Raw genomic sequence first — 20,800 nt, 5'->3', positions numbered from 1 at the left:
CCACCCATCGGGGGAACCGTGCCCTGATGGCGCGCTTCCTCCGGTTTATGTTTATCAATCCAATGAGGAGCCTGACCATGGCAGAATGGTATACCAATCAACTGGACATCACCGGCAAGTCGGTGTGTATTGACGTGATGCAACAATGGGTCTGCGGTGAAGAAATTCCCCGCTACCGTCAGGCCGTGCTGCAAAGCCTGCGGTTATTTCTGGCCGGCTGTGCGGGGATACTGAAACCCACCAAACCACAAACCTATACACCGTATCCGGCGTTAGTGCGTGGGACAGCGGCACCGACAGCGCAGAACCTGGCTTTTGACCAGTGGCTGACATTGTTGCAGGATAATGTGCCGCTAAACAGCGACAACATTAAACGGATAGATAACTTGTATCGCCAGTCCAGTCTGAGCCTGGTGCGTTGGGAAAACATCCCGGCGCCGGCGCGTGATATTATCACCCGTCTCCTGACCCGCCAGTATGCCGACTGGTTTGGGATGGTGGGCTGGTCTGAGACACCCGATATCGGCGCGTGCTGGGATAAGCTGAACGTTTATCCAGAGTCGGCGCAGCCCTGCGATATGCTGATGATAATGCCAACCCGGCTGGCGACGGAGATTAACGGTAACAGTGGCTTACTAAAAGGGATTGCGACGGCGGCGCAGTTTTACGACGCGCAATACGGTATGGAATGGCCGTTGGGTCACCATGTCCGCTGGGAGCGCCGCCATGTCAGCGGCTTAACTGTGCGCTTTGATTCTCCCTGGGTTCCGCCTTCAGCTGAACTGATGGGGGAACTGTCACTGGTGTTTGACTGTGAAATCCGCCACGGGTACAGCGCACTATCGGGTCAGGTCATCGGTTACGATTGCTATGACCAGGGCGAGCATGTGGACAGCGGTAATGGACTGTCAGGACGGGAAAACCGGCCGGCGCTTTATCTGGTCAACGAGGAACAGCGGGATATAAACCTGCCGGTGCCGGCCATCGCGGTCGGGCAATAACGCGTTATTTAACCCATCATTCATTGATTGTCTTATCTTCACTTCAACCGAAAGGGGAAAACAGGTTCCCCTTTCGGAACGTGTTTTCTTTTTATTTTTTGCAAGGAAAACACGTGATGGCATCACAACCCAATCACCAGAAAGCCTTTATTTCCCTGTTTAACCAGACGGCGCGTTACCACGGTCGTTATCAGGTTTTTCAGGATTTTTGCAATTGCACGATGGCAGCAATACATAACCGGTATTGTTACAGTGAGGCGCTGGAGCAGTATTACCTGAAAACCCTCAACAAGTACGAACGGGAAGATGTTGACCGGATTGTGCAGCTGTTTTCCTATACTGTGCTTGGACTGGCGCAGGAACCCTGTGATTTTCTCGGCAGTGTGTTTATGCAGCTGGGATTGGGCGATAAAGCCCTTAACCAGTTTTTTACCCCCTGGAGCGTGGCCAGAATGATGGCGGAGATGCAGTTGCAGGATATCTCTGCACGTTTGCAGGCGCAACCCTTTGTGACCCTGTACGAGCCGGCTTGTGGGGCGGGCTGTATGACACTGGCCGCTGCCGACGTTTTGAGAGAGCTGGGGCATGACCCGTTATGCAGCCTGTGGGTGTCAGCGATTGATATTGACCCGCTGGCCGCGGTGATGGCCTACATCCAGCTTGCCCTGACCGGCATTCCGGCCGCGGTCACTATCGGCAATGCGCTGGATAATGACGGCAGCAAACGGACACGTTATACACCAGCCCATTATCTGGGTAATTGGGCGAGCCGTTTACGGGCGCATCAACAGTCCCCGGCAACCTGAATTTTTTCAGCTTCTATTCTCTTGTTCTCATGCGCCTTTCGGGGCGCTTTCTTATTTTTGAGGGGTGTTAATGCATTGATTTATAATTAACATTAAGGTGATCCGATAAATGAATTTATGAATGAATCGAGTCAGTTTAATTTTCATTTTCGCGTAAAGAGTTTTTCCTTGTTTCAGGCTGGGATTCACTGACACTGGGCTCAATTTGAACCCAAAGAGGAAAAGCCATGTTTCAGCGTTTTAAATCGCATTTTGTCCGCCAGTCTGCCACACCGCAACAATCATCCGCACTACCGGAAGCCATGCGTGACAGCGGGGGGTATTTCCGGCCGCAATCAGTGGATAAGTTACTGGCCACCTCCCTGCGCCGTCAGTGTCTTCAGCAATTATGGCAAAACAGCGCTTTGCCGGAAGGGCTGTATCAGCGTTTTTATCTTGCGCCGGTGAAGCAATTGCTGGGCAGTGTGCAGCAAATTCCCGCAGTTCCGGCGGGTGAATGGTCCAGGTTGGGGGGATTTGCTGACCTGACACTGCAATTTACCACCTGTGCCGTGCGGCTGGCAAAAGGGCATTTGTTCCCGCCGGGCGCGGCACCGGAAACGCAGGCCGCCCAGAGCCTGTTATGGCAGGCGGTGGTGTTCTGGGCGGCGCTGTTTTACCACCTGCCGTTGTTGCGGCAGCTCGAAGGGGAACTGGAAGACGGGCATTGTTGGCAACCGGGGCTGTGGATGCCCGCGCGTCGTTTCCGTTTCCGGTTCAGATCGCCTCATCCTGTGCTGCCTGTACCACAGGTGGCCATGATCGCTGCCCGCTTACTGCCGGAGGAAGCGGTGAGCTGGTTATTTCTGGTTCCGGAAGCCTGGCACTGCCTGGCCTTACAACTGGGTGGGCACCCATCTACCGTGCCGTCAGTGGATTCGCTGCTTCAGGAGGCCGCCACACAAGTGCAGTCTCCGTTACTGAAACCGGCGGCGCCTTCTGAACCACCAACGGCTTCTGAGGGGGGGGCACCGCTTCCCGTATCAGCGGCTTTATCATCCGTTGAGCAACCCACATCTGATGACACCCAGACATTATTGTCATTATTTCAATCCAATGATGAAGTTGCATTGTTAATGGATGCCAATGAGAACAATAACGATGTGAAATTACACAAACATTCGTGAAGACAGCCAGAAAGGGTTGCGCCCACCGGGAGTCAGTCGTCATGATATTAACAGTGAAATAATTTCGATAGGTGACGGGTTTTCTGGGGATTTATTGGCGGCTTACCAGATCAGTAAGCCGTATTGTCATGTTGTTGATAACAGGAAAGAGATGATGCACGGAACAGAAGAAAAATGGGGCTGGGATGAATTACTGGAGGAATACTTTTTCTCGCATGTATTACGGCCGGCATCAGAATGGAGTTATAAGAAAGTGACCCGGGGTTTTTCTCAATTTTTAGGCGAAGAGGTACGGCCGGAAAGCGTCACCGGGCGGGATGTGCTCCGTTGGCGGCGTTGTTTACTGAATGAAAAAAAACAATCCTGCCATACCTGGAATAATAAGGTGACACATCTCCGGGCTATTTTTAATTTTGGGATAGCGCAAAAATTATTACCCCAGACAAAAAATCCGTTTCTGGATGCGGCAGTCAAAAAAGGGAAGAAAAAGAAGAAAATCCTGAGCAAACCCCAGCTGACCCGAATTTACCTGGTCATGCAGCAGTATGAGCAGGAAGAAAAAGCCCGGGTGAACCCCCGCGGAGGGCGCTGTGCGTTATATCCTACCGGGTACTGGTTGACCGTGCTGGATACATTCCGGTTAACAGGCATGCGCCAGAACCAGTTGTTACACCTGCGGCTGCGGGATATCAATCTGGCAGGCAACTTTATTGAATTGCGTACGGAAGGCAGTAAAAATCACAGTGAGTGGCGGGTTCCGATGATCCCGTTACTCAAGCCCCGCCTGGCGCAGCTCCTTGAACAAGCGAAAGCCTGTGGGGCGAAAGAGGATGATCCGCTGTTTGATTTAACCCGCCTGGGCTTTCGTTATCACGGGCGGATGACCTGTTACCAGTATGATCACGATAAAGAAAGGCAGCATATCCGTTCTTTCTTCAATCGCTTGTCGAAAGAGTGTGGTTTTGCCGTCTCCCCCCACCGTTTTCGTCATACCCTGGCAACGGAGCTGATGAAAGCCCCCGACCGTAACCTGCAATTGGTCAGAAGCCTGTTGGGGCACCGCAGTCTGGCGACCACGATGGAATACATTGACATTGATATGGAAATCGCGGGTAAAACGCTGGAAAGCGAGCTGGCGATATATCTGGATCTGTCAGTGTAAAGCAGGGCATCAGGAAAAAAACAGGGCGCGTTTCAATCAGGGTTTAGGAGGATGGAATGGGTTTGCCCTGCATCAACATAGATGGTATAAAAAGATAATGGATACCGGATTGGCATCCCGCGAAGTTTACACCTCACTTGACATCAGAATCAATTACTGAAATCATTACCTCTAACGAAAAAAGAGTGCTTGCAAACGCAGGCACCCTGTATTCTTTATTTGGCTTTTTAAACATTGGGTATGCAAATCAGGATACCAATTGTTTAACATTTTCTTAACAGCCATAAATTTTAACTTATTTGTTAATTATCTGATAATATTCAACAAATTAGCTTTAAAATCTTGGTGCCGGAGGCGGAATCGAAAAACATTATAACTTGTTGAATAGTTAAATTTTATTACCTTTCATTCAGTTTATGCCCCTTTTAATGCCCCTAAGTTTTTTTCCTTGCTTTTTCTTTCCTATCTTACTGATTTTAATTATTTATCTTACTTATTGCGTTCTTTTTAATCATCTTAAAGCAAAAAAGCCGTGAGGGTTAAAAATGGTCAAATCTGACTGTCATTTTACGCTCAGGGCTTGAGATAAAAAATTATCATTTTTACGACATCGATCACAAATTATAGCGGGTTATTCCTGTGGTTTACTGCGAATCTTACGCTCAATTAACCGACCCTGCTTATCAAAATAGCGACTAGGCCAGATCTCTGAAGGGTGGATTTCAAGATAGTTCGCGATAATCCATTCACCTTTAGGCCACTGTCTGCTGAGTGCATTTGCCAATGTTGATGAACTGAGTCCCATCTCACGGGAGAGCGCCGCTAAGGTTGTACCACGTTTACGTAATGCTGCGATGATATCGGCCTGATGCCAGTCATTTTGAACATTGTTATTATTCATTCCTGCTACCCCTTCCATTAATTAATATTGATGGTGGTGATTCAAAGCAGGGTTAGCAGACCGGCGCTTACTCCGGCGAGACGTGAGTCTCCCCTGCCTGAACCACCATAGAAAAGGCGTATGCAGGCACACTGGTAAAGATTCTTACCAGTGTATAAGCGCACAAGGCTGCTAAACCTCGACCATTAGATTTGGCTAATGGCGGGAATACTTTAACTGATTGTTTTATCTAACTCAATAACCGGACGACTAAGTTTAACGGCTATAATTCCTCTCAAGAGCACACAAACTCAGGGAAGAATACGGACGACTAAATCAATCTTTGTTGTTTGTTCTCGTTCGTGATCGCTTTGCTATCCGTATTTCCCCTGTGTTTTTCAGACTAATTTTACTCATTTTGAAACATTTTCCCTGCGTGTCGGTTAGGTTCACCGTTCCGTGGTACGTCAGATAATGTGTATACAGGGCGAGGGTTTCGGTAAGTTTTTGCAGGAGTTCGCTACGTGCTCAGCACGGCGGTGGTGTACTCCCCGTTCAGCGCCTGATCTCAGTCAGGATGAACGCCTCATTATTCGTGACGTGGTGTAATTTCTCCTTTTTTACAGCATCAGCCTGTTGTCAGGCGTGGGGTTAAAAACAAACGAATAAAGTGAATGAGAAGCAGAAAAATGCCCGTAATAACGGGTGACTTTGAGTAATGCGGGGAGACCGGACGTACTCTGGACGTTGACGCTTGGCAGCGTCACTTGGTAATCGCTGCGCTTTAACGCAAGTGACGCCGCGTAGTTTTCGGGACGTTTTTCGTGCGTAAATTAAATCGTGGGTAAAGATCGTGCAAGGTAAAATGGTTAAGGTGAACGTGGCAAGGTTACTGCTCTATGTGTGTGATAAGCCGGTGCATAAAGAAACCGGGAAACTTTCATCGTCGATACATTGGTTATTTATCCGACGATATCTGCTTCCAAAAGTGCGCAGATGTACCGCAATGCTTGCTCTCCCTTTCAGGCTACGGGAGTTTTGTTTCGCCACCCGAAGGTGATCCTGACAGGCGATGGATCATTGGTAATTCCAAGCTTATTACTGTATCGATTGAGTTTAGCAGGGTCAAATTTTTTCGATAGTTTGTGAAGGAACACAATAATTACAATATTAATCCAGCGGCAGTTTATTTCGTCATATAATCCAGATTTTATGCTGATTGTAGCTATTAACTCGGTATGCTTTTACCACTGATTGAATTTTAACAATATAAATAAATTGATTTTAAATCAATCAGATAATTAACACATTGCGATTTGAATTAACAAAAGTATGTTTATTTTAAACCGGCTTAATACATAAATTCCGATCTAAATATCATGTGGATTAATATGAGCATGCTCGTAAAATATTCTGTAGGTAACAAACTGAATTTTAGTAACAAAATACTCATGTTCTAGCACGACTGAACAAACGAGCACGATCACCTACTCTATATAACAAGTAGATGAGCGGCTCATTTCTATCTTTGTTAAATTAATTCTATCTTCTATTAACTTATGAGTGGTGTGCTCAATACAGCAACTGGATTATCTTGACGTGGAGCTATATGATTAATTGATGATCCTGTATTTTCAATAGAAAATTCGGCCATAGAATTAATTATCTTATGAATCTCTTGCTGAGTTGATGCATTAATGTTTTCCTTTGTCGATTTAGAGTTAATTTTGAACCAGACATCAACAATATCTGTTACATTACCATTATCCCATGTAACAGTGGCAGTTTCTTTATGCCTGTTTCCAGATTCATCTATATGAAATTTATTTTCATATGTTAGATTTATTTCCTTTATTCCCATATCTGATAAACTTACTAATTCATTTTCATCAACAATAGCATTGCTATTTTCATCTTTCCAGATTTTTAATTTATGCCATTCATTATCATCTTTTGAAATAATGGAATCATTATTGGTATCCAGTTCTGATAACGCATTAAATCCATTTTTAAAATTAGTTTTTCCATTAATCACACTATGATCGCCAAAAAGTTCTGCTCCGGATTCTATTTTACCATCTTCATGTTTATCTAAAACAAGAAAACCATCATTTTTATCAACCCATCCTGTAAACTCTTTTTTTCCATCATTAGTAATGTCGAAGTACACTTCACCTTCAGATATCGTACCAACACCATCTCCATTTAAGTCAATAATCAATGGGGATGGTAATACTTCATTATTTTCCTCAGCCCATTCCTCACCCCATTTATCAGCAGTTTCATAATTTTTTTCTAACATCTCTCCGAAGTTATCATAGTTACCATTAGGGGTATAATAAGGTAATAATTTATTACCAGAATTAGAGTTAGAATAATTCAAGGCGCGCTGTACAAAATCAATGCAGTTGTTAGTAAAAAGATTATAGTTTTTCGAAAAACCCTTTATTTCTCCTAAGGGAGCTTTATTTATAAATTCGACTAGTCTTTCCGCATTTTCATATCTCATTTGTATTTCATAGCTTTTTATTACGTTTCTATCATATATTATTCCATCATCATGGGTGATGTTATTATATCCTCCCTCTTTTAAAGAATCACCCGTTGACCATCCAACATCTAGTGGTTCTCTTCTTGCTATTTCAACTGTCATCCAAACATGTCCAGTAGTAGAATGAGTAGTTCTGCCATTAGGATATGTTATTTTTGTTCCTCGTGGAACTATATTGACTTTAACAAAATTTTGGTCAAGTTCCCCATTTGGTGTTAGTGGTTTTATTATATGGCTCATATATTCTCACTTATTCATTTTTAGTTTAACTTCCTGATTTAGGATGTGTTAGCCAATATACATCATTTAAAGCATGTTTATTACCTAACTCAGCAGATTTATTAAGGAAAAATAATGCCTTTTTTCTATCTTTTTTAACTCCCAACCCTAATAAATATAATCTGGATAAATTATGTAAAGCTGTTGAGTTATTATCTATCCTAATTGATTTATTATAATATTTTAAAGCTTTAGAATAGTCTTTATCGACTCCTTGACCAAATTCATAAAAAAATCCGATATTATTTAAAGCAGTTGAGTTCCCTTTTTTAGCCGCTAGTAAATAATATTTAAAAGCGTTTTTATAATTTCCTTTTTCTTCTAATTTAATAGCAAAATTAAGTAAATCATCTTCATTTAAGGTGAGATGATCTTTATCGCTAGTGCAAGCGCTTAACAATATAGTTATAGAAAAAACAAATATACTGAATGTTCTTTTCATGTCGACCCTTTTTATTATGAGCTAATTTATCTTTCCCAAAAGCTTTCATCTATCTTTTTTTGTAGAGGGCTGAGTATATAATCAATCACTCTACGTTTTCCTGTTTTTATTTCCGCAGTTACTGTCATTCCCGATTTTAATGAAATTAAATTTTCATTAATTTTAATTTTATTGGTATCTAATTCAATAATTGCGGGAAATACAAAACCTTTTTTTTCATCTTCTACTGAATCATAACTCACGTTTTTAATTTTACCTGTCAAATAACCATATTTTGTATAAGGAAAAGAGTCTATTTTTATTACAACTAATTGTCCCTCATGAATAAATCCCATATCTTTATTTTCGATTCTTATCTCTACTTCCTGTGGTTCTTCATCAGGAACAATAACCATCATCGGCTGAGCAGATGAAACAACCCCATTTATTGTATGAAAAGCCAATTGTTGAACTCTTCCATCTACAGGACTGTGTAGTATAGTTGTCTGAGTTCGTTTTTTAGATTTATTAACCTCAATCAATAATCGTTCAATATCATCATACGCTTTTCTTTTCATCTCAGTAGTTTCTTTTATTATCGTTTGGGTGTTTATTTTTTTCTCACGTTCTAATTCATTTACTTTATGTGCTAGCTCCATATGCTTATTTTGAATAATCTCACGTTGATGTTTTAATCTGGATATTTTTTCTTTCTGATTTAACCACTCAAGGCGTGATAGATATTTATTTTTGTATAAACTTTCATAAGATTCCATTCTTTGTGATTCAATTTCAATTGAAGTGTTCAAAGATGCAATCTCTTCTTTTGTTGATTTAGACTCTAACTGGTACTGATTCTTTTTTTCTGTAAACTGTTTATTCTTGTTTACCCATGTTTCATATAAAGAAGATGCTATTTTTTTTGCTTGTTGTTTTTTTTCTTCATCAATTGAATTAATAAAAACTTCTATACGATTTTTATCATCGTCAGGCCATGAAGTGTTCCAATCCAATTCTGTTTTTTGTTCATAAATTGATATTAATATAGAATTACCAATCTGATAATTTAGCCATGCCGTATTTAAAGTCAATATATTCTGCTGATATTGTTCTTCTGCCCCCAGAACATCTATTGCAACTAAAGCATCCCCTTGATGAACGTATTGTCCTTCTTTAACCAGAATATTTTTTATTTGTCCTGTTTCTAATGGTTGTATAACCTTATTTCTCCCATGGCTTACTATTTTACCTTGGCTAACTACATCTATATCTAGCTGACCAAAATATGACCAAGAAATTACTAGCACAGATAAAATAATAATACAACGAGCTGTCCATTTAGCTATAGGTGATGCTGGTGTTTCAGTTAACAGTAAATTATCAGGTAAAAATTCATATTCATCCTTCAAACGTTTTGGTGAGGTCAATTGATGACGTTCTTTCCATGCAGAGAAGAAGGCCAGCTTATAACGTTGAAAAAAATCAATAATGCCTTTTAACCAAATCAATATTTTCACAAAAACCTCATGAAATTTATACTAGCTGAGACATCTTTTTATAAATACCATCTTCTATGTTCATTAATTGATTGTGTGTTCCCAGTTCTACAATTCCTCCTTCATCCATCACAATAATGCGATCTGAGTTTTTTATTGTAGATAACCGGTGAGCAATAATAATCACAGTTCTATTTTTGCAGATCAATGGCATATTCATCAAAATAGCTTTTTCGGATTCGTAATCAAGTGCACTTGTTGCTTCATCAAGAATAAGTATTTTGGGATTATTTAATAAAACCCTAGCTAAAGCGATACGCTGTCTTTGGCCACCCGATAAACCCACTCCCTGTTCACCTATTTTTGTATCATATCCTTTAGGTAATTGCATAATGAAATTATGGGCGCCAGCTTGTTTACATACATGAATAATAAGTTCTAAAGAGGCTGATGGATGAGTGAGTGATATATTTTCTTTTATTGTTTTATTGAGTAATACATTTTCTTGTTGAACAACGCCAATGTTACTTCGTAGCCAAGTTGGCTCAGCTAATGCAATATCCAATTCATCAATCATTATTCTGCCTTTTTCAGGAGAATAAAAACGTTGAATTAGCTTAGTTAATGTACTTTTTCCCGAACCAGAACGACCAACTATACCAATAATTTCTCCCGCTTTAATATTAAAAGATAAATTATTTACATTCCATTTTCCATCAGTTTGGTAACGAAAAAAAACATCTTCAAATGTAATTTCTCCACGTAATGAAGATAAATTTAAACTACCTTGATTATGTTCTACAGGCGTGTTCAAAATATCTCCTAAACGTGCAACGGAAATGCCTGTTTGCTGAAAATCTTGCCACAATTGAGCTAATCGAATAATGGGAGTTGTTACCTGAGAAGATAACATATTAAAAGCAATAAGCTGACCAACCGTTATTTCATTTTTAATTACTAAATGTGCACCAAGCCATAAAATTAGAATGGATACTACTTTTTGGATTAATTGGACGCTTTGCTGGCCTAAAATTGCTAAACGAGTGACTTTCATAGCTGAACAAACATACGCAGGCAATAATTCATGCCATCGGTTTATAATTTGGCGTTCAGCAGCTAATGACTTCAATGTTGAGATCGTGTTTACCGTTTCAACTAAGAAGGCTTGGTTATCAGCATTTCTAGAGAACTGACTATTTAAACGTCTTCTTAGTATAGGACTAATAATCGCAGATAAAGCAATGTAAAGTGGAAGAGATGCTAAAACAATTAGTGTCAATGTAGGACAGTAATACCACATTACTATAATAAATAGGAAAGAAAACATTACATCTAAAAGAGACGTAAATGCTTGTCCAGTTAAAAATTGTCGAATGTTTTCCTGCTCTTTAACTCTGGCAATGGTATCTCCAACTCTTCTGATTTCAAAATAACGAATTGGTAGATTTATTATGTGATTTAATAATTTTGAACCTAATTCAATATCTATTCTATTTGTGGTATGAGAAAAAAGATACGTTCTTAATCCGGTTAAAATAACATCAAATAAAACAACAACTATAAAAGCAAATGCAATAACATCTAAGGTATTGTAACTTTGATGAACAAGAACTTTATCCATTACTATCTGAAAGAAAAATGGTGTAACTAATGATATAATTTGAATGAAAATAGATAATAACAGGATTTCAATAAATATATGTCGATATTTGACGACGGAAGGAATAAACCATGTGAAATCAAATTTCTGTAATTTATCACTGATAGATCTTTTTGAAGAAACTAGAATGATTTGACCAGAGTAAATTTTATTAAACTCACTTTCATCAAGAACTATGTTGTTTTTTTCTTCTATGTCATAGATGAGATATTTATTATTTTCAGCCTTCAATAAAATAAATGATTTATCTTCGTCATTTAAAATCATGGCAGGAAAAGAAACAAATTTAAGTCTGTCTGCTTTTTTCTTCACTAATTTAGCATGAAGTAAATTATTTCTGGCTGCCAGTATCCATTGAGTTATACCAAAGTAGCCATTTTTATCAGAAAATTGATGTTTTATTGCAGAGCTATCTAAATTAATACCATGATATCCTGCGATTAGAACAAGACTTGTTATTAGCGATTGAGACAATCCAACACCTTTTTCATAACTGATCGTGATTTTTAAAAATGGTACATAAAGAAAAATATCTTTGTCAATATATAAGTTAAGTAAAGAGAGCTTAATTTAAGTGCTAAAGAAAAATTAATTGCAAATTGATCACCATAACCTTCCAATAACGTATTTAGCTCATACTCCATTGTATCCTGAGTCCAGGTGATAAAACGTCGCCAGTGATATTTGGCTTGTTTCCAGACGATTTCAATCAGGTTCAGCTCTGGGCTGTAGGCAGGAAGATAAAGTAAAAGCAGGTTATGTTCTCGTAACCAGCGAGTTCTGATTTTTTCCTCGATCCCATGGTGGATACGCGCATTATCCAACACTAAAAATGTCAGGCGGTTGTCCCCTTGTTTGGCGACCTGCTCTAAAAATTCAATCACATCAGCTCGCGTCACACTGCCTGATATTGTCTGGTAAAACAGCGTATTGTCCGTGTAATTTAACGCCCCCAGAACTGACCGTCTGTCATGGTCTTGAGGTTCCGTCTCATGGGGTTTACCCCGTGGGCTCCATCCATATTGCACCGGAGGAGACGCGGCAAAACCGGCCTCATCAAAATAGACCAGACGGTAATGGCCTGACTGTGCTCCGGCCTTAATTTTGCTCAGCAAGGCGGATTTTTTCGCAAACTCCGTTTCGTTTCGCTTTTTTTAAGCGACAGGCGGGTTCGTTTATAGGTGGGCCCCTGCTTTTTCAGGGTATTCGCCAGCGTTTCAAGCGTACAGGGCAGGGAACCATGTTTTGCCTCAACGCACTGGGCTATTCGGGCGAGCGTTAGGGACTCTGCGCTGGCCGCTTCGACCGCCGTGGCAATCATTTCAGGCGTCATGGCGAGATACCGGCCTCCAGCATGCCCCCCTAATAATCCCGCTATCCCGCAATTGTGCCAGGTGTGAACCCAGTTGTAGATAACCCGGAGACTGCATCCTATCTCAGCGGTGATCTGGGACGGCTTGACGCCTCTGGCAAGCATGAGCAAACCCGTTCCTCGCGTACGGATGTCCCGGTGTGGGTGATTCAAGGCCAGTTGTTGCAATGTAATTCGTTCAGGCTCAGAAAGTGTTATCTTCGATTTCATAAGAATAGGTGGAAAATAGGGTTATCGGATTATTGATTATAACAGTAATGCAGATAATTTATCTGATTAACTTATTAATTATATAAATCATGTGAATACAAGTAAATATATCCAATGGTTCGAAATTGTATAGATATAAACTATATAGATTCACATAAGATTTAAAGGATAATATACCCTGCAATATTAACGCATGAAATATTCATTAATTTAAAATACAACCAATGAAATCAAATTTATTTGTGATGAAATTAGGGCCTGTTGACTTTTTAAGGTCATAATTCATCCAACCTACATGGGTAACCAGATAATGATACATGCCAGTGTCAACATGCTGGCGTAATTCCGTTCAAGCTTGTCGTATCGCGTTGCTATTGCTCGATAATGTTTCATTCTGGCGAATGCATTTTCCACTAAATGACGATAACGATATAAACAGTTATCTATCTGTTTATCTGATTTTCGGCTGTTTCTCCGGTAAGGAATACCGGGAGTTGCACCTACTTGTTTGACAATTTCCCTGAAATGTTCGCTATCGTAGCCCTTATCAGCAATGACAAAATCTGGATCAGGGGCGTTTATCACGAGGCTTTCAGCATGGGTGATGTCATGAATTTGACCGCCCGACAGCTCAAAATGCACGGGTAAGCCATGACTATCTACAGCTAAATGAATTTTGGTTGAGCGTCCCCCACAACTTTTTCCGATAGTCTCATCGTCCCGTGTCACTGCCCCCGAACTGTGCTGATGCGCACGGACAACACTGCCATCAATAAACAACCATTCCGGATCAGAAATGCAAGATAACCATTTGAAAATAAGCTGTAATACACCCTTTTTTGACCACGCATTGAAGCGTTTAAATACGCTATTCCATTGACCAAATTCGAGAGGGAGATCGCGCCAAGGGATGCCCGTTCTCATTCGGTAAAGAATTCCTTCCAAAGTCAAACGGTGTTCAGGTTGTCATAAACCCAACCGGTATGTTGCATTAATGCCTATAACTTATTCCAATAGAGATCTGTTAACATAACTCGTGGCATGATGGTGAGGTCTGGTTGTTTTTTGGCGAAAGTAATTATACCAAATCATCATGCTGTCTAATAATCCCTCGAAAAACGTCAGCAGCCCCTAATACATTACTGAAAATATTTGATTTATAAAAACTGAATGGGATGTTTGCATATTGTCCTCATCGCAGCTGGAATAGCGAAATGGCTTTATTGCCAAAGGGGAAGTTGTAGGAAACCAGAAGATCTTCAAATCAGGGGAGATGTACGCAATGTGTGGAACAAAATTATTTGTTATCTTAAAAGAGCTTCTCGTTTAATAAAACGGATAATCATTTTGGCTTGGTTAAACGTGACTGACGCGCTGCGCTTGTCTTCTCTGATTTGTCCGGCTAATACATTAACCTGACAAACCAGAGAGTCTGAAAACACTCTGCCAGCCAGAAAAAACATTTTCACAGCCTGCCCTACCCTATTAAAGAATTAGTAATAAAACTGTTCACCCTATTCACCTTTGATTATTTTCATTTAAATTCATATTGTTAAATGATGATGAGTTGAAATCAGACTCATCACCACTCTTCACCCACAGTTCACCTTCAAATCAGGAAAAGGTGAATAGTGATGAAGACTTGTGAACAGTTTAAAAATAACTATTCACCCCATAATATCTTGATATATCTGTTTTAAATTATAGAGTGAACAGTGGTGAACACTTTTTATTTTTCTTCGAAAAATATCTGTAATAAAGAAAAAATTATTCTTCTGGCAGGTTATCCCTTATCAGTTTTGGCAGCCATTCGATGGCGGTATCAATATCGAGGCTCAGGTTACTGCGAATGCCGTATTTGCTTTTCTTGCGCAGGTAATGCTGTCCGTACTCTGCCAGTGCGCCCGGCATATCCATCCCGAAGCGGGTTACGGAAACGGGTCTATTCAGGTTATTGCCTTTCATATAGGCAAGATAGGCATGATAAAGATACTTACGGGGATTGAACGGCATAATCTCCGCATTGCCGATTAACAGGCCGTCAGTTTCATTAGACGCAATCAGGTAGCCGCAGAAATCGACCAGTGGATCGGTGCCGCGTTTGATATCTAATGCTTCTTCTGATTTCTGCTGCTCTGCCAGTAAACGCCTTGCGGCTTGTGGTTCAGCGAACCGATGCAGGAGATGCCGAATAATCACGGGCAATTCCGCTGCGATTTTATCCCTTAGCTGCGGATCACGTTCATTTTCCGGCACCACTTCGGCAAAGTTGAAAATCACTCTACGCCGCGAGACACCACCACTGCGATCACTGAAACTCATGGCATTATTGTTTACCGCCAACACCACGGCAGGAATACGGGTTGAATAGGGTTGCTTATGCTTCGGATCGATAGCCACTTCATCCCCACCTGTAATCGCTTTGATGCCGGAGCCATCGCCCACATAGCGAGTCTGGTCTGGCAGGATAATCAGCGAATAGCCAACAATCAGCGCCCGTTCCCGTGGGTTTTCCAGTGCGGCCATGCTCGCGGAAACCGTGTTGCCTTTACCTGCCAGCATGGAACAAATTTCAGCAAAGATACTTTTGCCACTGCCTCCGGCGCCGGTGATTTCCAGAAAAAGCTGCCAGTCATAACGGTTCGCCAGCACCATAAATAACGCTGCCAGTACCCGATCAAATTTGTTCCCACAGTTGGCTGTTGCTCGGTTAAGCCATTGCCAGAACTGCGGTGCATGATTTTTCAGGGTTTCCCCCGAAACAGGGGAATTGAATTCAACATCGTTGGCAAGCAATAGCCAATCATTTTTACGATGAGGCCGGAACTGGCACGTTTTCAGGTCAAACACGCCGTTACTGAACCCAATTAAATGACGCTCTGGCGGAAACATCATAGGAAGCTGTAATTTCAGGGCATCCACGGCAGAGCTAATACCATGCGGGGAGTACGGCAGCTTTTCTTCCATAAAGGCCGCCACCATTTCCCGTTTTAAATCGCGGTCACTGACCGGACGCCAGACAATGCCGTCATAGTGATGAACGGTTTCCGAAGCGCCATCCAGCGCCAAATCACCGTCATAACGCGCCAACAACACCTCTCCGCGCTGGCTGGCTCCCATCTGGCATAATGTCAGTTTTGAAGATTCGGTATCATTGGGTTGCGTGACTGCTTTTTTCTTGATCAATGTCGGTTGATAAAGCCCCTCACCAAAAGCCTGTTTTGCTGCCTCGATACCGTGATTCTGGCGATAATCGTCCCAATCAGCTTTGCACTCAGTTGGTGGCAACGTAACCCAGCCATTCACTGCAAGAGCGGCTTTCTCTGCCGAAACCTTGCCGACATTCGTTTTTGGCTTGCCGATTTTATCCAGTTCGTCGGCGTGATGCCAGTCGTTATCTGCGGCAATAATAATTTTCGTATCAGGCCAGTGTTCGCGAACTGATTGAGCAACAGAAAGCAAATTACCCGCATCCAAGGCTGCCAGAACTGCACCATAATAGAACTGGTAAACAGTGAGCGCTGTAGCATAACCCTCGGTAATAACCAGCATGTCGGGATTCTCGTTCAGCGCTGACAATGCAATAAACGCCCCTTTTTTCTGGCTGCCGGACAGCAATTTTTTCTCGCCATCGGGGTTGATAATCTGTGCACCCGTGATTTTTTTATCCAGTGTTATCAGCGGCAATAGCAACGAACCATCTTCTAATAATCGCTGATTAGGGTATTGCAATCTTTTTACAGTCAGATAGGGCGATTGCCCGGCGACAGTTTGCGCCATCAGTGCCGCCACTCTTTCAGCAATCGGCTGTGTGGGATAATGGGTTTCTTTGGCGGGCTTGGGTTCGGGCAAAGGTAATGCCAGCGCATCTGCAACCACTTTAGCCGCTTCCGTAATCGAGATCCCTTTGGTTCTTGCCACTAAATCCAGCCCGTCACCATAGTTCGGGGCATCACACTGGCGGCAGTGCCAGTTGCCGTGATGATGATCGTCAATAAAGTGGAAACGGTCAGTACCACCGCAAATAGGGCAAGCACCATGTTTACCCTTTGCCGGAATATCAATACCACACGCAGGCAGCAGATTTGCCCAGGAATACATGGCAGAGGTTTTTACGGTCTGGATTAGATCAAGGGGTTTTTGGTTGACAGTTGTTTTTTGAACTGTAAATTCAGGGCGAGTTTGGGTATGCTGTGTATCAGCCATCATTTTTTACCTTACGAATGGTTATTGGTTAAACGCCTCAGATGTGTTGCAGCACGCTGGGGCGTTGTGTTTTATGTTACGTTTCTTATGTCATAGTCTTTTCTGTGTTATGCCGCCCGTGATTCGGCGATACGTTGTGCGATCCAGTGATCAATTTCTGCTTCGATAAAGGCGACTGAGCGTGGGCCGATTTTGACCTGTTTTGGGAATGCTCCGTCGCTAATCAGTTTGTAGATCCACGCCTTGCTGTAACCTGTTCTGCGTTGCACTTCCGGCAGGCGGATCAGGCTTACTTTCAATGCTGTCATTGTCATGTTAATTCTCCTGTTACCGAGTCCCTGAGCGCTCATCGTGGACGTTGTTTGATGACAGGCGGATTATTCCAAAAAGCAAGACTTAATGAACAGCGTTAATTGTTTTTCTCCCGATGAGAATTAATGGGTTGCAAATTGTACTAGCGGTTTTTTCTGTCACGAAGGGGCTTTGCAAAGTCATACGGTGCGATATATTTTTCCCGGTTCGCATCCAGATAATCTGCCCACCACTGCACCATCAGCCGCCGTTCGTCCAGATGTTTGGAGGTATGAATATACGCCGCTCTAACGTTGTTGCGTTCGATATGACTGAGCTGGCGCTCGATGGCGTCATCACTCCACAAGCCGGATTCGCCCATTGCACCGCGCGCCATTGTGCGGAAGCCATGCCCGCAGATATCGGTTTGGGTGTCGTAGCCCATATTGCGTAACGCACTATTGACGGTGTTTTCACTCATGACTTTTGCGGAATCGTGATCGCAGGGAAACACCACTTCGTAGTTGCCACTTAGTACGTGCAAGTCTTTGAATAACGAGACCGCTTGACGGCTCAGGGGCACAATATGCTCCGTTTTCATTTTCATGCCGCGCTCAGAAAAACGAACGCCTTTGATGGGTTTTCGTGTGGCGGGAATTTTCCAGACCGCGTTTTCAAAATCGATTTCCTGCCAGCGGGCAAATCTCAACTCACTGGAACGGACAAATGTCAGCAGCGCCAGTTCTACCGCAATCTTGGTCAGCAGGCGACCACGATAGGCAGATAAGCGAGCTAAAAAGTCAGGCAAGTCTTCATGGGGTAGTGCGGGATGGTGACGGGATTTTGTGGTGGTGAGTGCTCCGGCCATATCATTAGCTGGGTTGGACTCCAGAATATCATTCTGAACTGCATAGCGCATGATAGCTGTGGTGCGCTGCCGTAGACGTTGAGCAATATCATGTTTGCCCTGCTCATCAATGGCTTTGACCGGCGCTAAAAGCTGGCTGGTACGTAATGTGGTAATATCGCGGGCGCCGATATGGGGGAAGATGTACTGTTCAAGACTGCGCAGGACTTTTTGACGGTGGTTGTCGCCCCAGCGTTTGTTGCTGGCGTGCCATGCACGGGCGACTTGTTCAAAGGTGTTGACTGTGGTGGGCGATGGTGTGCCTTTTTTCTCAGCTTTGGGATCGATCCCCTGAGCCATCAACTTTTTGGCTTCATCGCGTTTAGCGCGGGCATTGGCTAATGATACGGCGGGATAAACACCAAATGCCAGACGGTCTTCTTTCTTATCGGTGGGGCGGTAATACTTCATACGCCAGTATTTTGAGCCGCGAGCAGTGACTTCTAAATAGAGACCACCGCCATCGGCGAGTTTGTAGGTTTTTTCTTTGGGTTTTGCAGTTTCGATTTGTCGTGCGTTTAGTTTCATTATTAAGGGCATTCCGGTAATCGAATGGTAAGTGCCCCGAATTATGCCCTTCGCTGCCTCTTGATTGCAACAGACGAAACTAGACCTAAAAATAAGAAAGAGTGTTGATTTTGCTGGGTTCGAGAGAAATTGTTTGACTGGGCTGGACTTCACAGGAAGTTGAAGTGGTGCCCGGAGGCGGAATCGAACCACCGACACGGGGATTTTCAATCCCCTGCTCTACCGACTGAGCTATCCGGGCTAACGGGGCGCATTAAACCGTATTCAGCCCAATCCGTCAAACACTTTCTACATAAATTTATTTATATGCTTTTAATTCACACAATAAGCTATAAATCTAAACAAAATGGAGAAACAATCGCCTCTCCATTTGTTATTTCCCTACTATCCGCTCATTGATTATCAACTATCTGCGATAACTTTTCTGTGCATTGTTCACTTTCATCAAATAGCGACGTGATTCAGCAGAAGGGTGTTTATTGGTCAGGGTTGAATAAACTTCACCAGGTTCCATTGAGTTGATGATTTGAATCGCTTTCTTTTTATCGATGGCGAATACGCGCAATACACTGCCAGCACCGCCATTGTAAGCTGTGATAACGGAATATCGGCGTGAGGTCGCGTTTTTGATTTCCCCTAAATAGGTATTTTGCAATATCGACAAATAAGCAGTGCCGGCATCGATGTTGTTCTCAGGATCGAAGAGATAATTGCGGCTAGGCTGGCCTGATTTTCCTTGCATCTTGAAAACATCTCGTCCGGCAGTGTGTTGCATTACCTGCATAAGCCCCAAGGCATCAGAGCGGCTGACGGCATAAGGGTTAAAACTGGATTCAGTCTGCATGATGGCAAGGATGAGAGATTCATCAACGCCATATTTTATGGATGCTTTGCGAACGATAGGAAGGTATTTATGGGCACGTTTGTCCAAATGGTTAGGCACCAACTGTATGGTAACTGACCAAATGATGTGTAACCCCGATTGACGTTTTTGCAATTTATTTTGGATCAGATAATTGGCAAAATGACGTGCGCGCCACTCCCAGCGAATGGGCTCACCAGTGTTATCTAAAACCTGCCCATATAGAAAGGGTTCTTTGCTGATCTGAATATCGTTGGCGTCGGAATAAAGATCGATAGTTCCTGGATCATCTCCCATCAGCAAAGTTGTAACGATCGCTTTGCGTAAATGTTCAGCGGGTTCAATGGGGGAAATGGTTTCAATCGTAATGTTTCCCGTCTCAAAATTAATATGGCTGCGGGTCTTATAGTGATCTGTATATTTAACGTAATCTTTTGGGCCTGCGATTAACACTTCTTGCAAACCCCAAATATTTTCAATATCGTGGGCGAATTGCCCCATCAAAATATCGAATCCATTGGTGTCTTTTATATATTCTTCGTTGTATTCAGCGTCTTTTTTGCTAGAACAGGAAATTAAAAGTGGAGCAAGGAGGATCAGGGCCAGCAGTCTTTTCATTTTACAATGCCGTTGGATATTAATACTGTTGGATATTGAGGTTTCAATCAATGTTTAGAGCCATACAAAATGGCTCTTATTTTGCCAATCGATATTAATCGAATAGTAATATTATTGTTCCGGAGGTGTATAACCGTCGATTTTAATATCATGTCCTTCAAACAGGAATTTCACCATCTCTTGTTCAAGCAGTTTGCGATCTTCTGGATTCATGGTATTGAGTTTTTTTTCATTAATCAGCATGGTTTGTTTAGTCATCCATTGTTGCCATGCTTCTTTTGAAATCTCATTGAAAATACGCTTGCCCAATTCCCCTGGATAGAGCTGAAAATCTTGGCCTTCCGCTTCTCGTTGTAAAAAAGTACAAAAAATAGTTCTGCTCAT

General features: G+C 42.4%; 18 protein-coding genes and 1 tRNA gene. 4 read left to right on the top strand and 15 right to left on the bottom strand.

The window, feature by feature from the left end; genetic code table 11:
• Nucleotides 1–77: 77 nt before the first annotated feature.
• The 4 genes from WDV74_RS12340 to WDV74_RS12325 all read left to right on the top strand — a co-directional run bounded on the left by WDV74_RS12340 (nucleotide 78) and on the right by WDV74_RS12325 (nucleotide 4,135).
• Nucleotides 78–1,001: a DUF1281 domain-containing protein gene (locus tag WDV74_RS12340; protein ID WP_338883064.1), complete on the top strand. Its 924-nt coding sequence runs from the start codon at nucleotides 78–80 to the stop codon at nucleotides 999–1,001.
• 116 nt (nucleotides 1,002–1,117) lie between these two features.
• Entirely contained in the window at nucleotides 1,118–1,807 is a 690-nt protein-coding gene (locus tag WDV74_RS12335; RefSeq protein ID WP_338883062.1) for an N-6 DNA methylase, read from the top strand.
• Nucleotides 1,808–2,034: 227 nt separating this feature from the next.
• Nucleotides 2,035–2,973 (top strand): TraI domain-containing protein, encoded by a 939-nt coding sequence (locus tag WDV74_RS12330; RefSeq protein ID WP_338883060.1) that lies wholly within the window; start codon nucleotides 2,035–2,037, stop codon nucleotides 2,971–2,973.
• Between the two features lie 154 nt (nucleotides 2,974–3,127).
• Nucleotides 3,128–4,135 carry a site-specific integrase gene (locus tag WDV74_RS12325; protein ID WP_338885607.1) on the top strand — a complete coding sequence of 336 codons (1,008 nt, stop codon included), beginning with the start codon at nucleotides 3,128–3,130 and terminating at the stop codon, nucleotides 4,133–4,135.
• Nucleotides 4,136–4,766: 631 nt separating this feature from the next.
• Here the strand turns inward: WDV74_RS12325 and WDV74_RS12320 are convergent.
• The 15 genes from WDV74_RS12320 to WDV74_RS12250 all read right to left on the bottom strand — a co-directional run bounded on the left by WDV74_RS12320 (nucleotide 4,767) and on the right by WDV74_RS12250 (nucleotide 20,800).
• The gene (locus tag WDV74_RS12320; RefSeq protein ID WP_338803372.1) at nucleotides 4,767–5,036 is read right to left on the bottom strand and encodes a helix-turn-helix transcriptional regulator; all 270 of its coding nucleotides are present in this window, start codon (nucleotides 5,034–5,036) and stop codon (nucleotides 4,767–4,769) included.
• Nucleotides 5,037–6,567: 1,531 nt separating this feature from the next.
• Entirely contained in the window at nucleotides 6,568–7,806 is a 1,239-nt protein-coding gene (locus WDV74_RS12315; RefSeq protein ID WP_338883059.1) for a hypothetical protein, read from the bottom strand.
• A gap of 25 nt (nucleotides 7,807–7,831) precedes the next feature.
• Nucleotides 7,832–8,287 carry a tetratricopeptide repeat protein gene (locus tag WDV74_RS12310; protein WP_338883058.1) on the bottom strand — a complete coding sequence of 152 codons (456 nt, stop codon included), beginning with the start codon at nucleotides 8,285–8,287 and terminating at the stop codon, nucleotides 7,832–7,834.
• Nucleotides 8,288–8,313: 26 nt separating this feature from the next.
• Nucleotides 8,314–9,783: an HlyD family type I secretion periplasmic adaptor subunit gene (locus WDV74_RS12305; protein WP_338883057.1), complete on the bottom strand. Its 1,470-nt coding sequence runs from the start codon at nucleotides 9,781–9,783 to the stop codon at nucleotides 8,314–8,316.
• Between the two features lie 16 nt (nucleotides 9,784–9,799).
• A complete protein-coding gene (locus WDV74_RS12300; RefSeq protein WP_338883056.1) occupies nucleotides 9,800–11,896 on the bottom strand; it encodes a type I secretion system permease/ATPase in 2,097 nt (698 codons plus the stop codon).
• A 32-nt stretch (nucleotides 11,897–11,928) separates the two neighbouring features.
• The gene (locus WDV74_RS12295; protein WP_338883055.1) at nucleotides 11,929–12,537 is read right to left on the bottom strand and encodes an IS630 family transposase; all 609 of its coding nucleotides are present in this window, start codon (nucleotides 12,535–12,537) and stop codon (nucleotides 11,929–11,931) included.
• Nucleotides 12,531–12,899 (bottom strand): helix-turn-helix domain-containing protein, encoded by a 369-nt coding sequence (locus WDV74_RS12290; RefSeq protein ID WP_338883053.1) that lies wholly within the window; start codon nucleotides 12,897–12,899, stop codon nucleotides 12,531–12,533. Before WDV74_RS12290 ends, WDV74_RS12295 begins: the two co-directional genes overlap by 7 nt.
• A 396-nt stretch (nucleotides 12,900–13,295) precedes the next feature.
• Nucleotides 13,296–13,996 (bottom strand): IS5 family transposase gene (locus WDV74_RS12285; protein WP_338883051.1). Its coding sequence is split into 2 segments (ribosomal slippage): nucleotides 13,296–13,969 and nucleotides 13,969–13,996, totalling 702 coding nucleotides; the frame shifts between segments, so codons are not numbered across the junction.
• Between the two features lie 312 nt (nucleotides 13,997–14,308).
• A complete protein-coding gene (locus WDV74_RS12280; protein WP_338883050.1) occupies nucleotides 14,309–14,473 on the bottom strand; it encodes a hypothetical protein in 165 nt (54 codons plus the stop codon).
• A gap of 298 nt (nucleotides 14,474–14,771) precedes the next feature.
• A complete protein-coding gene (locus WDV74_RS12275; RefSeq protein ID WP_338883049.1) occupies nucleotides 14,772–17,210 on the bottom strand; it encodes a phage/plasmid primase, P4 family in 2,439 nt (812 codons plus the stop codon).
• A 107-nt stretch (nucleotides 17,211–17,317) separates the two neighbouring features.
• Nucleotides 17,318–17,524 (bottom strand): AlpA family transcriptional regulator, encoded by a 207-nt coding sequence (locus tag WDV74_RS12270; protein ID WP_338883048.1) that lies wholly within the window; start codon nucleotides 17,522–17,524, stop codon nucleotides 17,318–17,320.
• 140 nt (nucleotides 17,525–17,664) lie between these two features.
• On the bottom strand, nucleotides 17,665–18,936 hold the full coding sequence (locus WDV74_RS12265) for an integrase arm-type DNA-binding domain-containing protein (RefSeq protein ID WP_338883047.1): 1,272 nt from the start codon (nucleotides 18,934–18,936) through the stop codon (nucleotides 17,665–17,667).
• Between the two features lie 165 nt (nucleotides 18,937–19,101).
• A tRNA-Phe gene (locus WDV74_RS12260) sits at nucleotides 19,102–19,177 on the bottom strand.
• 165 nt (nucleotides 19,178–19,342) lie between these two features.
• Nucleotides 19,343–20,416: a membrane-bound lytic murein transglycosylase MltC gene (mltC, locus tag WDV74_RS12255; RefSeq protein ID WP_273558860.1), complete on the bottom strand. Its 1,074-nt coding sequence runs from the start codon at nucleotides 20,414–20,416 to the stop codon at nucleotides 19,343–19,345.
• A 111-nt stretch (nucleotides 20,417–20,527) separates the two neighbouring features.
• Nucleotides 20,528–20,800 (bottom strand): oxidative damage protection protein, encoded by a 273-nt coding sequence (locus WDV74_RS12250; RefSeq protein WP_338803365.1) that lies wholly within the window; start codon nucleotides 20,798–20,800, stop codon nucleotides 20,528–20,530.

It is taken from the genome of Xenorhabdus sp. TH1, assembly GCF_037260955.1.
Lineage (GTDB): Bacteria > Pseudomonadota > Gammaproteobacteria > Enterobacterales > Enterobacteriaceae > Xenorhabdus > Xenorhabdus griffiniae.
The sequence above is the reverse complement of the archived record's forward strand: the minus strand, read 5'-3'. Positions and strand labels throughout refer to the sequence as shown.